Raw genomic sequence first — 12,895 nt, 5'->3', positions numbered from 1 at the left:
ATTTCTTAGTCGATGCCGCTTGGAGTAAGTACTGCAAACTCAGCTAACCCTGAGCGGTCATAATGCGAACCATATATTTCTTCGAGTTTGCCGCTATCTCTTAAAAGTGGCATTGTGGCGTCAAAGTGCGCAGCAAGCGCCTTACCGCGTGGGGTATTCTTAAATGCCAAATATAACTTGTCTCCTTCTCGTATGGCTTTGTGGTGAATTCGGCCATGATACGCCTCCAAGTAATTAATGTCGTAATCGAGCATATAATCGAGACGCCGATTTAACACAAGTTCAAACCCTGCTTCTATTGTGTCTAGTGGGTACGCGCTTTCAATATTAGGAAATAGCGAGTCAAAGCCGTAGCCCTTTCGCCAAGCAACTTGCTTCCCAATAAAAATCTCGTTGAGATTATCTGAAGGTGGCGAATCGGGTCGATAAAAAATATGAATAGGCAGGTCAGTATCTAAAATCCACGTGGCATAAACCGCATCGGGTAAGTCGTGTTGATATACACCAACCATAACATCGGCTTTATGCTGTTTGAACTGATTCAGTGCGCGGGGGTAAGTACTGGTTTGATAGTGAATTGTATAACCGTCGAATACCTCGTCAAGCAGTTCGAAGTACACGCCGGTGTTGTCTCTGTTGGTAAACTCTTTCCAGTAAGCCGCTGAGACTACAATGGGGCGTTCATTCGTATTCGCACATGCGGTGCTGCTAAATAAACATGCCGCCCCATAAAGGCTGGAAATAAATACCGAGAAAAATACGAAGTAACGCAATACAGTGCTGCCTATAATTTTTGGTATCCGTATTTTTTAGTATAGACAGTAATGCTTCGCAACCCCAATTAGTCAATAGGTGCAAAGCACCTTTATATCGTTGTTGCGCACAGTGCTTATTGCTTAGCGTTGACCATTGCAATACCCAACCACACAAACCAGACTATCTGTCCTAAACCAAAAATGGCCGTAGAGGCTTCAAATACCATGTTTCCAGTTAGCGAAGACAAACCTGAAAACAGGGTTAATATACCGGCAATACCTACTGCAACACCAATGACGTGAAGTACTTTTGTATAAACATTGGCCTTAATACCCATAAAGCTTAATATCAGCACCCATATGGCGCCGAGTAATTCTATGCCACCGCCAAGTGCATCAACCACGATATCCACGCTCTTAAGTACCACTACCGCGCTGTCTTCGTTGGTATCGGCGAAGTTGGCTAAAAACGGCAAGCTAACTAAGAAAATAAATGTGCTTGCCAGCACAAAGGTAGCCCAAATGAGACCTAGCGCGCCGGTATATTTCGCAAAATTAGGCATACTCGATTTAAAACGCGCCTCAAGAGATTGATTAAGTAGTAGCAAACTTAAACTAAAAACTATGCCTATCACAATATACCCAAGGAAGAAGGTATCTCGTTGTGAGATTAAAAAGTGAAGGTGACCTTTGTTAGAGCTATCTGAAGGCGCATCTAGCAGCCCAAAGAAAAGTACAAAGCCAAAAAGATAAGTGAGGGCGCATATAATTGCAGCTATGCCACCGGCGCGTTGAAGTTGCATACTATTAATCTCAAGGTGAACTGTAAATGTTTGCTATTACGCGATATAACAACGCTGGCGGCAACTATGATTTGTAACAAGTGTTGTCACCGCCTATGCGCTATTTACCGTTAGCGATTAAACAGTGACGTTAACGCGCCGTTAGGTAATGCAGGGATATCGATGATGTTAAAAGCAACAAGTCCAAGGGCAGTAAGGTTTAGCAGTACAAGGGCCCAATAGACTCGCATAAACTCAGCTTTACTGCGCTTGTGCTTAAATACGTGTTGCGCCACTAGTGCGCCTGGCCAGCCGCCGATAAAGCCGAAAAAATGCAGCTTTGCTTCAGATATTCGCCAGCGGTTTTTCTCTGCCGCTGACTTGTCGATGGCATAGAGCAAAAACGTTACACCGCTTATTGCACAATACGCAAAAACTAGGGTGGCGGGTAACCTATTGAAGAAGGTCAAAAGTGCAAGCGCTATGGCGAAACACGTTAGAAAGACAATAGTAAACTTGTTTTTAGCCGTGTGCTTAGCAGACGTTACCCGCTTGGCCTTATAATCTTTTAATAAGTTGATATTGTGTGCTTGATAACTACCTTTGTTGTCTTTTTTCAGCTCATACACAATGATATCGCCATTGACGGGCCGTCTTGAGCGGTTGGAAAACGCCTTTATATGGGCAAAAGCGCGGGTGCCACCTCCGTTGGGCTCGACAAAACCAAACCCTTTAGCATCGTCCCAATGCTGAATTCGTCCTTGATACTTCATTACTACTCCATGTGTTTTTGAACGGTTATTCACGCTGGAGTATGCGCGTTATGCGTTACCTGTTCAATGTGTTTTACCGCACATACGCTTTTTTACTGTTTACGCGGTATGCACTTAATTAGGTAATACCCTTGAAATTAACCAGCCTTACCCCACTTTAATTGTTATTGAATTTATACGCTGTTGCCTTTAAAGCAATTTAAACGCGGCAGCGCCCAGCTAAACGGGGAATTAACGTGACAACGATTGTATCTGTACGACGTGGAAATCAAGTAGTGATGGCGGGCGATGGCCAAGTATCACTAGGCAATACCGTAATGAAAGGTAATGCACGCAAAGTGCGCCGTTTATACCACGACAAAATACTGGCTGGCTTTGCTGGTGGCACTGCCGATGCCTTCACGCTATTTGAACGTTTTGAAGCTAAGCTTGAAGCGCACCAAGGGCATTTGACCAAAGCCGCCGTTGAACTTGCCAAAGACTGGCGAACCGATCGCATGCTTCGAAAGCTCGAAGCTTTACTGGCTGTGGCCGATGAAACGGCATCATTTATTATTACCGGAAACGGCGATGTAGTGCAGCCAGAGCAAGACCTTATTGCCATTGGCTCAGGTGGTAATTACGCACAAGCTGCCGCTACTGCCTTGCTTAATAACACTGAGTTAAGTGCAAAAGAAATTGCTGAAAAATCGTTAACTATTGCTGGTGATATTTGCGTATTTACCAACCATAGCCAAACTATTGATGTACTAGATTACTAAGTAACGGCGCTTGAGAAACATCAAGAAGTCGTTATCTGCTGTGTGCGCTCGCATTCTTGTTATTAACTTACGCGCACAATGCACTTGTTAGAAAAGGGTTTATTCATGTCTGAAATGACACCAAGAGAAATTGTTCACGAGCTAGACCGCCATATTATTGGTCAGCAAGATGCAAAGCGTGCGGTATCTATTGCACTGCGTAACCGCTGGCGTCGCATGCAGCTTGAGCCAGAGCTGCGCCAAGAAGTCACACCTAAAAACATTCTTATGATTGGTCCTACGGGTGTGGGTAAAACCGAAATTGCACGTCGTCTTGCCAAGCTGGCTAATGCACCCTTTATTAAGGTAGAAGCCACTAAGTTCACCGAAGTGGGCTATGTGGGCAAAGAAGTTGAAACCATCATTCGTGATTTGGCCGATATTGCCGTAAAAATGACGAAAGAAAACGAAATGAAGAAAGTAAAATTTCGCGCTGAAGAAGCTGCGGAAGATCGCATTCTTGACGTGCTTATTCCACCGCCAGAAGATGCGTGGGGAAATAAAGAAGACGTTGAAGATCGCGGCACGCGCCAAGCATTTCGTAAAAAGCTTCGTCAGGGTGACCTAGACGACAAAGAAATTGAAATTGATGTGGCACAGCCGCAGGTGGGCGTTGAAATTATGGCGCCTCCAGGCATGGAAGAAATGACTAATCAGCTTCAGGGCATGTTCCAAAACTTGTCTGGTTCGCAAAAGAAAAAGAAGAAGCTGAAAATTAAAGATGCGTTTAAGCTATTGGTTGAAGAAGAGGCTGCACGCCTAGTAAATCAAGAAGACTTAAAAGAAAAAGCCATTGAGTCGGTAGAGCAGCACGGTATTGTGTTTATCGATGAAATTGACAAAATTTGTAAGCGCGAAGGCAATACGTCGGGTGATGTATCGCGTGAAGGCGTTCAGCGCGACTTACTGCCTTTGGTAGAAGGTTCGACGGTGTCGACAAAACACGGTATGGTGAAAACCGACCACATCTTGTTTATTGCATCAGGCGCATTCCAAATGAGTAAGCCGTCTGATCTTATTCCAGAACTACAAGGTCGTTTACCTATTCGCGTTGAACTTGCAGCACTTAAAGTTGGCGACTTCAAGCGCATTCTTACCGAGCCAAATGCGTCGCTTACGCAGCAATACATTGCACTAATGAAAACCGAGGGTGTGGACATTAGCTTCGATGATTCAGGTATTCAGCGCATTGCTGAAGCTGCATGGCAAGTAAATGAACGTACTGAGAATATTGGTGCTCGTCGTTTGCACACGGTGCTAGAGCGCTTAATGGAAGATATTTCGTTTGATGCTTCTGAAAAAAGCGGCGAGAGCTTTGTGATTGACGCTAACTATGTGAATTCTCATTTAGAAACGCTGGTAGACAACGAAGACCTATCGCGCTTTATTTTGTAATTAACGACTTATGCATTTTCAAAGCCCAGCTATATGCTGGGCTTTTTTGTTACGCCGTTAACAAGCGAACAAGCCTGCCTGTAATGTCATGACCAGTTTCTTTTTCTACTTTTAAATAGAATGGACAGGGATTAGCTTCAAGAAAAAAGAATGTTCCTTTCGCACTTTTTCGCCAGTCGATTGCACACCAGTGCATACCAAGTGTTTTGCAAATACGAATAGCGAGTTGCTTTATGGGTTTCGCTATGATGGTTGTATGGAGTTTTGCGTCTGGATCGTTTCGATAATCCAGTTCGTGACTATCAATTTGAACGCTAAGTACATCTTCACCAAGAACATAACTGCGCACATTGGTACCGGCAATATATTTCTGTAGTGTAACGGGGCGCTGTGCTAAAACGGTTGAAAAAAGCGCGCGCATGTTGGGTTGTTTAGTTACGCGTTGCGCGGTTTTTCCGCCACGTACAGGTTTATAAATAACGCGTTTCATATTGCTACAGAACTGGGCTGCAACCGTTGGCGAGTTACCGATAAATGAGTAGGGAATGTTCGCGCCAAGGTTAGCAACTTTGCGCAGCTGTATTGCTTTACATTGGTGTGAGCGTACTGCGTCAATGGAGTTCACCCATTTTATCGAGTCATAGTAAAACCAGCATTGTAGTGCACTACTTCTTTCCTGTTCTAACCATTGAGTATCGCCAGATAAAGCAGGGCTACTGGCGATATTCAAACACTTATTCTCTTCTTCGTTATCTACCGGTGCCGTCATAGCACGGTACTCGTGCCAATAGGCAGAGTAGATAGTGCTAAAGGCAACCCGTGTTAATTCTCCTGCGTTCACCCGAGATTCTTCATCGTCAAAATGGATGAGGCCATCATCGAAATCGGGGTCGTAACTCAGTGACCACTTATTACCAAAGTAAGCGGTATCTGCAATAAAAAAACTCACACCTTCGCTCTTTAGCGCGTTAGCAAGGTGTCTGATTTGTGGATCGTTTGCACTTCCAAGTAAAGCAGTAAGCATGTAGCGTCCTTTGCCTTATGCACATAGGGGTAAATAAGGTGTTCTCTAGTAGGGCGCAACGAGATGCGCCCTATTTTTTTACGACAAGTTATCGGGGAGTTTTCCACCACCTTCACCTATGGCTAATGTGATATAAACGGGTTCTTTTGGTGTTTCAATAACGCCATTATCTGGCAAGGTAAGTTGTGTACCTGCTCCTCCAGAAACTTGAAATAGTTGGCTTTCTGCTAGTTGAACATCATGTTGTTGCTGTTGTTTCATGTTTTACGCTCCTTGTATTAGCGTTATGGTTAAAGAAACGATACTTCGCTTTTTATGAAGATACCGCTTCTTGGTAAAGGGTTCTAAAGCAACCCGCGATAAGCGCGGTGCGACTCGTTATGTTGAGTTTCTTGTAGATATTGGCGCAATGGAATTTTACGGTGCGCTCGCTGATAAATAGCTCAAGTGCGATGGCTTTATTTGAATGGCCTTCCATTATTTTGTGGGCCACCTGAAGTTCTCGTTTAGACAAGCAGTCAATTGGCATCACTAATTCACTTGATGTAATGCCTGTCGCTGTAACATGCCGGCGTTCTTCCGCCGTCATTAATACAGACTTTTCTCGTATTTCATGAGTTCTCATCGGTTTTCTCCTGACATCTGTTGTAGTGTTATCTCCCGTACATCAGAGGGAGAGAGTTGATTAAGGGTGCTATTTGCAAGATGGTAGACGGTGTCTGCGATTGCTATGGTTTGAGGACGGTGTGCAATCATTATCCGCGTAATGTTAAGCGCCTTAAGGTGTACGTTAATTTGCTTCTCGCTGGCAAGATCAAGATGGCTGCTTGCTTCATCGAGAAACAATATATCTGGTGATTGATATAGCGCGCGGGCAAGTAATAGTCGTTGTTTTTGACCACCGCTTAAACTGCTACCCATGTCACCGATTAACGATTGATACTGCATGGGCATGGCTAGAATATCGCGATGCACACAAGCAAGTTGCGCAGCGTAGGCTATTTTCTCGAGGTCTGGTTTATCGTCAAAACAGCTAATGTTTTGAATGATTGTGCCACTTAAGCACATGTCATCTTGCAGTACACTGGCAATTCGTGCTGGCCTACTTTTTCCATTAGGTGCATGTATTGTGACCTTGCCGGAAGTGAGAGGGTAAAGCCCCATTAAGCATTTCATTAGCGTGCTTTTACCACTGCCGCTAGCGCCAACAATAGCCACAATTTCGCCGCTTGTTACTGACATCGAAAGTTGTCTAAATATGAAGTCACTGGTGCGGGAAAAGCGGTAGTGTATCTTATCAACTTCAATAGCAAGATGAGCTGCTTGCTGTGGATCACGAGCCGCTAACAGAGGTAACGGCGATGAATTAACGGCTTTAGGAGCGCTAGGTGTACGTATAATGTCGCTTAGCCTTTCAATATGCACACCGAGCATCTTCAGCTCTATTAATTGAGTCGTGAAATTATCGATAGCATTTACAAAACGCGACTTGTAAGCAATAAAGGCAAGCAGCATTCCAATAGTCAATGCACCCTTCATTACCAGCAATGCCCCAATGTACACAATAGTTAAGTTTTCAATTCCAAATAGCAGGTGGTTTGCAGTCGTACTTCCAATGTTTAGTTTGCCCAGTTGAATGTCTTTATTAAGCGCGTCAACAAACTTGTTTTGCCAGTCACCTTGGCGCTTGGCCTCTTGTTTGTAAATTCGAATTGGCGAAATAGCCCTAACACTTTCCATAAAATGGCTTTGCTCGTGGGCGGCTAAACTGATTTTTTCCGCGGTCAGACGTTTCATCCAAGGCACAAGACCAAGTTTGATGCACAGATAGACCGTTATGATGAATAGCACGAGCAATGCGAGTTTCAATGAGTAAATAGCCATTACGACAAGGGTCGTTATTGCCATTAATCCATCAAGTAGGGCAGACACTACACCACTGGTGAGGAACTCCCTAATGTGCGACAGTGAATTAAATCGCGAGACCACATCGCCAATGTGTCGTTTAGCAAAATAGTCTAGCGATAGCGACATTAAGTGTTTAAATACAGAGGCTGACATCTGCAGTTGAAGTCGACTTGATATGTTCAGAATTAATAATCTGCGCAAGACACTGGTTAAGGTTTCAATAAGTAACAAGAAACCAAAGCCAATAACGAGGGCTCTCAGTAGAGACGCATTGTGATAAACCAATACATCATCGACCACCGTTTGCATGTAATAGGGAGAGGCTAGCGCAAAGACTTGTAATAAGACCGACAGCGTGAACAACGTGAGTAAGCTGCGCTTAAATCCCACAGTTTGTTTGAGAAATTGCATAACCGTTGTGTTGCCGGTGGAAGTGACAGGGGCAAATGTACTACTGGGCGAAATTTCGAGCGCAATTCCAGAAATGTGTTTGGCAGCTTCTTTAAACGAGTAAGTGTGCTTACCTAATGCAGGGTCAAGTATGGTAATGGTGTTTTTGGTTACTTTTGAAAGAACAACAAAATGGTTCATGTCCCAATGCAGTATTGCAGGAGTAGTAAGCGCATTGAGATCTGTCATTTCAATTTTAACTGCACGACTTTGCAGCCCAAAGTGCAGAGCGATATCCATGATATCTTTTAGCGTAGTCCCCCTTATCGAAAGTGAAGTGTTTTGCCTAAAAGCACTTAGGTCGCGCTTATCGCCGTAAAATTTCGCAATCATAGCAACACAGGCCAAGCCACATTCAGCGGCCTCACTTTGAAGCACAAGTGGTACGGAGCGTTTGAAAAATGTTCGGGTGTGAAGTGGGGTGCGCGCTACTGTTTGCATTATCATATACTCCCTTTAATGCTATAAAGGGGTTCTAATAGCCATTCTAATAACGTGCGCTGACTTAAGTGGACGTCGGCTGAAAATGTCATTCCCGCTTTAAGCGCTATTTCTTTGCCATAAGCAACTATGGCGTCATTGTCTAAGGTGGCAGTGACAAGGTAGGCAGGCTCATCTATAGCCACTGGAGAGTTGATAACTTCGCCTGGCAGTACAATACTGCTCGATACCTTAACCACTCTACCCGGTTGCAATCCAAATTTTTGATAGGGAAAAGCATCGTAGCGAATATGCAGTGGTTGCCCTTCACTAATAAAACCAGATGAACGAATGGGTACAACTATTCGCGCTAATACTGATGCGTCTTGAGGCAATAGAGTGAGTAGCAATGCGGCACTATTTATCAGGTGGCCTTGCTTAATTTGAAGGCCGGATACAACGCCATCGTGTGGAGCATACAAGACTTGTGTGTTATTGCTGTTATGCGTGACTATTTGCTGGTTCAAATCGCTCAGCGTATTTTCAAGCAATGACTTTTCGTTAGCATAGTGCTCGGGAAGGGCAGCGATCTCTTGCTGAAGATCCGCTATTACCGCCTCTTGGCTTTCTGCTTCTTGTTGCGCTTTTATGTGCTGCTGTTTGGCCGAGAGCAGTTGCAGTTGATGGTTTTCAACTTCCGATTCTGTGACAAACCCCTGCTCCAAAAGTACCTTAGCGGTTGCCAAGTGTTCTTCTGCCATCTCCTGTTGTGTCGCCGCGAGTGACAGAATATCCAGCATGTCCTGATGAATATCTTTACTGCGCGTGAGCTTTGCTGTTATTCGCCCTAATTCATTTGAGTGTAGCGAAGCAAGTCGTTCAAGGCTCTGCTTTGTCCTTGTCTGTTTAGCGCTCAGCTCTTCTAAAATCAAAGAGGTGATACTATTACCACGCGTATCGCTCTGACCGTAGTCTATATGCGCAAGTGGTTCACCTTTTTTAACTTCATCACCGTCTTCTACAAATAAACGTACAACTTTGCCGCTGCGCGCCTCGCTGTATAGCTTAAATACGCCACTATTAGGCTCTAACCAACCTTTAACGGGCGCTTTTCTCGCATAGTTGTTTGAACTTAGATAAGCAACAACCGCAACTACCCACAACGTTATCATGCAAGCCCCAACCGAATAGAAAGGTCTTGGCGCCATTAACAATGTACCTAAAGCAGTTTGCGTTTGTTGATCAATCGCTTCCTTGCGAAATAATTCCTTTCTCATTACTCACCTTCAAACTTATGCTACGTTGAATGTCACATCTTTATTTTTATAAAGATGACAAACTAAAAACGTGGTATCTGGATGCTGCTTCCATGCAGGCTGACTCATCCTTGGCATCACACTCCTTGACACCTCCTTTGTTACTGCCAGATACCACTTGTTATCGCCACCTCAGTGACGTAATCAACACTAGAGCTCTAGCGAATAGAGCGGTGGAAAGGCTAAGTCTTAAAATTTGGTGGGTTTTGAACACAAAGGGCTTGGCGCAATTGTGAAAGTGGTTGGCTCAAAAACGATAGTTGATTTATCACAACTAAAATAAACACGGTTGATAAATAGTCATAGAAGTGTCTAAAGAATGTGCTATAAAAAGCAAAGGAATGTGAAAAAAAACGGTAAGAATGCACTAATAAGAAGGAAGATACATGTTTGTACCCAGCATACTCTTAAAACAACTATACACTAGAGCAAGTCTTTCAAAGACTGATAAAGGGGTGTCATTTTCTCTTAAAAACAGATTAAAAGACGCCACAATAAAAGAGTTGAAATGGATTTCATTGGATGGAGAAAAAATTCCAGACCATAAAATATCGCTACAACTTTCAAGCGATACGTGCATTTCCGTAGAAGAACTTAACAAGTCTGAAGGTAAGCCATTTGGTCTACGTCAAACTATTACGGTGCATCTTAATATTGATGAAGCGCCGTGCCCTGAAAAGCGCAAGCTTGGTATTTGCTTCTCAGCCTCACCGTTCGGAAAATTAAAGTTTGAAGTAGAAGATAATATTACCGCGGCGGGTGAGCGCAGTGCGTTTATTCCTCGTGATGATATGGATGACTATGGCGAGTCAATTATAAAAACACGTCAAGAATATTTCGAAAGCGCGACCGACAAGAAAATTAATCATGTGGGTCAATACTCTATCGATCCACAAGAACTTAAAGGCAACATTGAACATTTTATCGGTGTCGCGCAGGTGCCAATTGGTATTGCAGGGCCCCTGAAAATTAACGGTGAGCATGCAAATGGTGAGTTTGTTGTACCATTAGCCACCACTGAAGGCACCTTGGTTGCGTCTTACAATCGCGGCATGAAATTGCTTAACATGAGCGGCGGTGTTACGGCCACCGTAGTAGACGATGCCATGCAGCGAGCTCCAGTTTTCATTTTTGATAATGCCCGTGGCGCTCGTGACTTTGTGAAATGGGTAAAAGAGAACTTCGATAAGATAAAAGAGGAGGCGGAAGCAACGTCAAGCGTGGCAAAGCTCACTTATATTGACCACTTCCTTTCTAATAAATTTGCGTTCTTACGTTTTAACTTTAGAACGGGTGATGCCGCGGGTCAAAACATGGTTGGACGTGCAACATTTGCAGCCTGTGGCTGGATTTTAGACCATTACGAAGGTATCGAGAATTTCTACCTAGAGTCTAACTTTGCAACCGACAAAAAAGCATCGCAAATTAATATTATGCGTACACGCGGTAAACGCGTTACTGCAGAAGCGACCATTAAGCGCGAGCACCTCCTTGAAGTTATGCGGGTGGAGCCAAAGCAAATTGACTACCACGGACGTGTAGCGGGTGTGGGCTCATTTTTGTCTGGTGTAAATAATACCGGTTTACATTCACCAAATGGTATTACTGCCATGTTCATTGCTACAGGACAAGACGTTGCAAACGTGTCTGAATCGTCTGCCGCTATGATGTACTCAGAGTTAACAGAAGAGGGCGATTTGTATGTATCTATTACTATTCCATCACTCATTGTTGCAACGTATGGTGGCGGTACAGGAATAGGTACGCAGCGCGAGTGTCTTGAGTTACTTGACTGTTATGGGCGTGACCGCGTTTATAAATTTGCAGAAATTGTGGCTTCAGTTGTGTTAGCAGGTGAGATCTCGTTAGCATCGGCTATCAGTTCATCTGACTGGGTATCATCGCACGAGCAGTACGGTAGAAACCGTTAAGTCATTCATATTGTAACGTAGCTGTATAAAGGGCCTTTGGATAAAGGCCCTTTTTCGTGTTTGAATTCACTTAAGGTTAATCTTGTTTGCTATGTTCTAGGGCTGCAATAAAGCGCTCTGGTGCATCTACTCCTAGATAATATTCAGTAATTTTTTGGCCTTTATCTTTTAGCGAAATTTTTACGTTAGGGACGCCAGAATAATTAAAGCGCTTAATATGTGCTGCGCGCTTTACATAGGTATTATGTAGCGAAATGCTTGCGATCTCACTCACTGGCAAGGTAATAGGGTTGCTAAGGCCATAGCGAATAACCAATTGGGGTGAGTGCTGTTTGCTATGTAACAAAAGCGAAATAGGTCTTAACTTCATGGCGTTACGCTCTGCTATTACAAAAATTAAGCTAAATACAGACAAAGCAGTGACAACATTTGCCGCAAAGGGTGACCATATGAAATGTAGTAGCACATGCACAACTGGGATCTCAATTGCGATAACGAAAATAAACCCCAGTGCATTGGTGTGCGTACCGTCTTTTTGCCAGTAGGAAAAGTGCTGGTCGCCTTTTAATGGCAGTGATGCCAGCGTTTTTGACATAAGCAGGCATGCCCACATTCTGCCTTCAAACCACATTATTTTTTGCACCACACCTTCAGGAATAAACGACGAAATACCCTTTAAAATTGCGCTATCTAAATCAGTGCCAGCGTTAAACTCGGTGCGAATAAGGGTAAGTACGCTAATTACGGTAATAACTTCAAGTGCTACCATTAGTCCAAGCACGACAAATCGCACATCCATTAAAGCAGGAAGCCAGTGTTGTTGTTCGTTAGGCAATAAATAACTGCCTACAACAAGCGCTAGCGAAGCTAGTAATACGCCTTTGATAAGCGCCTTTTTCTTGTCTTTTATTAACAACAAACAACCAAGGGGAAGGGTAATAAGTGCGTCAAGTAGAAACAGCCACTCGTTATTGCTCGCTGTGTTGCTAGGTTGTGTTATTGATAAAAAAGGTGAGTAATGTAAAAACGCCCACCAGGCCGTTAGCATCACCAACAGCACTGAAACAGGTGCGATACTTTCTCGCCAAAGCGCGCTGTGGTTTTTGTGTTCAGAGCGAAGGGAGTTTGCGTTCATTGTGCGTGTTACATCCTATTAGTAGCTACATGAAGTTAAGTTTCATTAAGCAACACACAAAGAGCTGGCGGGCCAGTTAAGTGACAACAGATTGCAGCATTAATATACCAAAATAGCGGTTTGATAGTACAAAAAAGCCAGTAGAAAGTGCTTTCCACTGGCTATTATTTGTTACAAGTTGCAACACCGTTATACGATGCCGTGGC

The 12,895-nt window shown here is 43.7% G+C and carries 12 protein-coding genes; 3 read left to right on the top strand and 9 right to left on the bottom strand.

Annotation, left to right across the window (positions count from 1 at the left end):
* Nucleotides 1-5: 5 nt before the first annotated feature.
* The 3 genes from OZ660_RS17410 to OZ660_RS17400 form a co-directional block, all read right to left on the bottom strand.
* Nucleotides 6-773: a substrate-binding periplasmic protein gene (locus tag OZ660_RS17410; RefSeq protein ID WP_274741809.1), complete on the bottom strand. Its 768-nt coding sequence runs from the start codon at nucleotides 771-773 to the stop codon at nucleotides 6-8.
* A gap of 116 nt (nucleotides 774-889) precedes the next feature.
* Nucleotides 890-1,558 carry a DUF4386 family protein gene (locus tag OZ660_RS17405; protein WP_274741808.1) on the bottom strand — a complete coding sequence of 223 codons (669 nt, stop codon included), beginning with the start codon at nucleotides 1,556-1,558 and terminating at the stop codon, nucleotides 890-892.
* A gap of 110 nt (nucleotides 1,559-1,668) precedes the next feature.
* Nucleotides 1,669-2,310, bottom strand: coding sequence for a DUF1294 domain-containing protein (locus OZ660_RS17400; protein ID WP_274741806.1), 642 nt, complete (start codon nucleotides 2,308-2,310; stop codon nucleotides 1,669-1,671).
* A gap of 236 nt (nucleotides 2,311-2,546) precedes the next feature.
* On the opposite strand from OZ660_RS17400, the gene hslV reads away from it, so the two are divergent.
* Complete coding sequence (gene hslV, locus OZ660_RS17395; protein ID WP_159627529.1) at nucleotides 2,547-3,071, top strand: ATP-dependent protease subunit HslV; 525 nt, start codon at nucleotides 2,547-2,549, stop codon at nucleotides 3,069-3,071.
* Nucleotides 3,072-3,176: 105 nt separating this feature from the next.
* Nucleotides 3,177-4,505 carry an HslU--HslV peptidase ATPase subunit gene (gene hslU / locus OZ660_RS17390; RefSeq protein ID WP_159627527.1) on the top strand — a complete coding sequence of 443 codons (1,329 nt, stop codon included), beginning with the start codon at nucleotides 3,177-3,179 and terminating at the stop codon, nucleotides 4,503-4,505.
* 49 nt (nucleotides 4,506-4,554) lie between these two features.
* Here the strand turns inward: hslU and OZ660_RS17385 are convergent, their stop codons facing one another.
* From OZ660_RS17385 to OZ660_RS17365, 5 genes are all read right to left on the bottom strand, one after another.
* The gene (locus OZ660_RS17385; protein WP_274741804.1) at nucleotides 4,555-5,529 is read right to left on the bottom strand and encodes an ATP-grasp domain-containing protein; all 975 of its coding nucleotides are present in this window, start codon (nucleotides 5,527-5,529) and stop codon (nucleotides 4,555-4,557) included.
* Between the two features lie 78 nt (nucleotides 5,530-5,607).
* Complete coding sequence (locus OZ660_RS17380) at nucleotides 5,608-5,790, bottom strand: hypothetical protein (protein ID WP_274741803.1); 183 nt, start codon at nucleotides 5,788-5,790, stop codon at nucleotides 5,608-5,610.
* A gap of 52 nt (nucleotides 5,791-5,842) precedes the next feature.
* Nucleotides 5,843-6,154, bottom strand: a complete 312-nt coding sequence (locus OZ660_RS17375) for a helix-turn-helix domain-containing protein (protein ID WP_274741802.1) — start codon at nucleotides 6,152-6,154, stop codon at nucleotides 5,843-5,845.
* Nucleotides 6,151-8,328 carry a peptidase domain-containing ABC transporter gene (locus OZ660_RS17370; protein ID WP_274741801.1) on the bottom strand — a complete coding sequence of 726 codons (2,178 nt, stop codon included), beginning with the start codon at nucleotides 8,326-8,328 and terminating at the stop codon, nucleotides 6,151-6,153. The genes OZ660_RS17375 and OZ660_RS17370 overlap by 4 nt, the downstream gene beginning before the upstream one ends.
* 2 nt (nucleotides 8,329-8,330) lie before the next feature.
* On the bottom strand, nucleotides 8,331-9,584 hold the full coding sequence (locus tag OZ660_RS17365) for an HlyD family secretion protein (protein WP_274741800.1): 1,254 nt from the start codon (nucleotides 9,582-9,584) through the stop codon (nucleotides 8,331-8,333).
* A gap of 425 nt (nucleotides 9,585-10,009) precedes the next feature.
* Between OZ660_RS17365 and OZ660_RS17360 the strand changes: the two genes are divergently transcribed.
* Nucleotides 10,010-11,554: a hydroxymethylglutaryl-CoA reductase gene (locus OZ660_RS17360; RefSeq protein ID WP_274741799.1), complete on the top strand. Its 1,545-nt coding sequence runs from the start codon at nucleotides 10,010-10,012 to the stop codon at nucleotides 11,552-11,554.
* A 76-nt stretch (nucleotides 11,555-11,630) separates the two neighbouring features.
* Here the strand turns inward: OZ660_RS17360 and OZ660_RS17355 are convergent, their stop codons facing one another.
* Nucleotides 11,631-12,689 carry a hypothetical protein gene (locus OZ660_RS17355; protein WP_274741798.1) on the bottom strand — a complete coding sequence of 353 codons (1,059 nt, stop codon included), beginning with the start codon at nucleotides 12,687-12,689 and terminating at the stop codon, nucleotides 11,631-11,633.
* Nucleotides 12,690-12,895 lie beyond the last annotated feature (206 nt).

Source organism: Alteromonas sp. 009811495, assembly GCF_028865455.1.
GTDB lineage: Bacteria > Pseudomonadota > Gammaproteobacteria > Enterobacterales > Alteromonadaceae > Alteromonas.
This window is presented reverse-complemented; position numbering and strand designations above follow the sequence as displayed.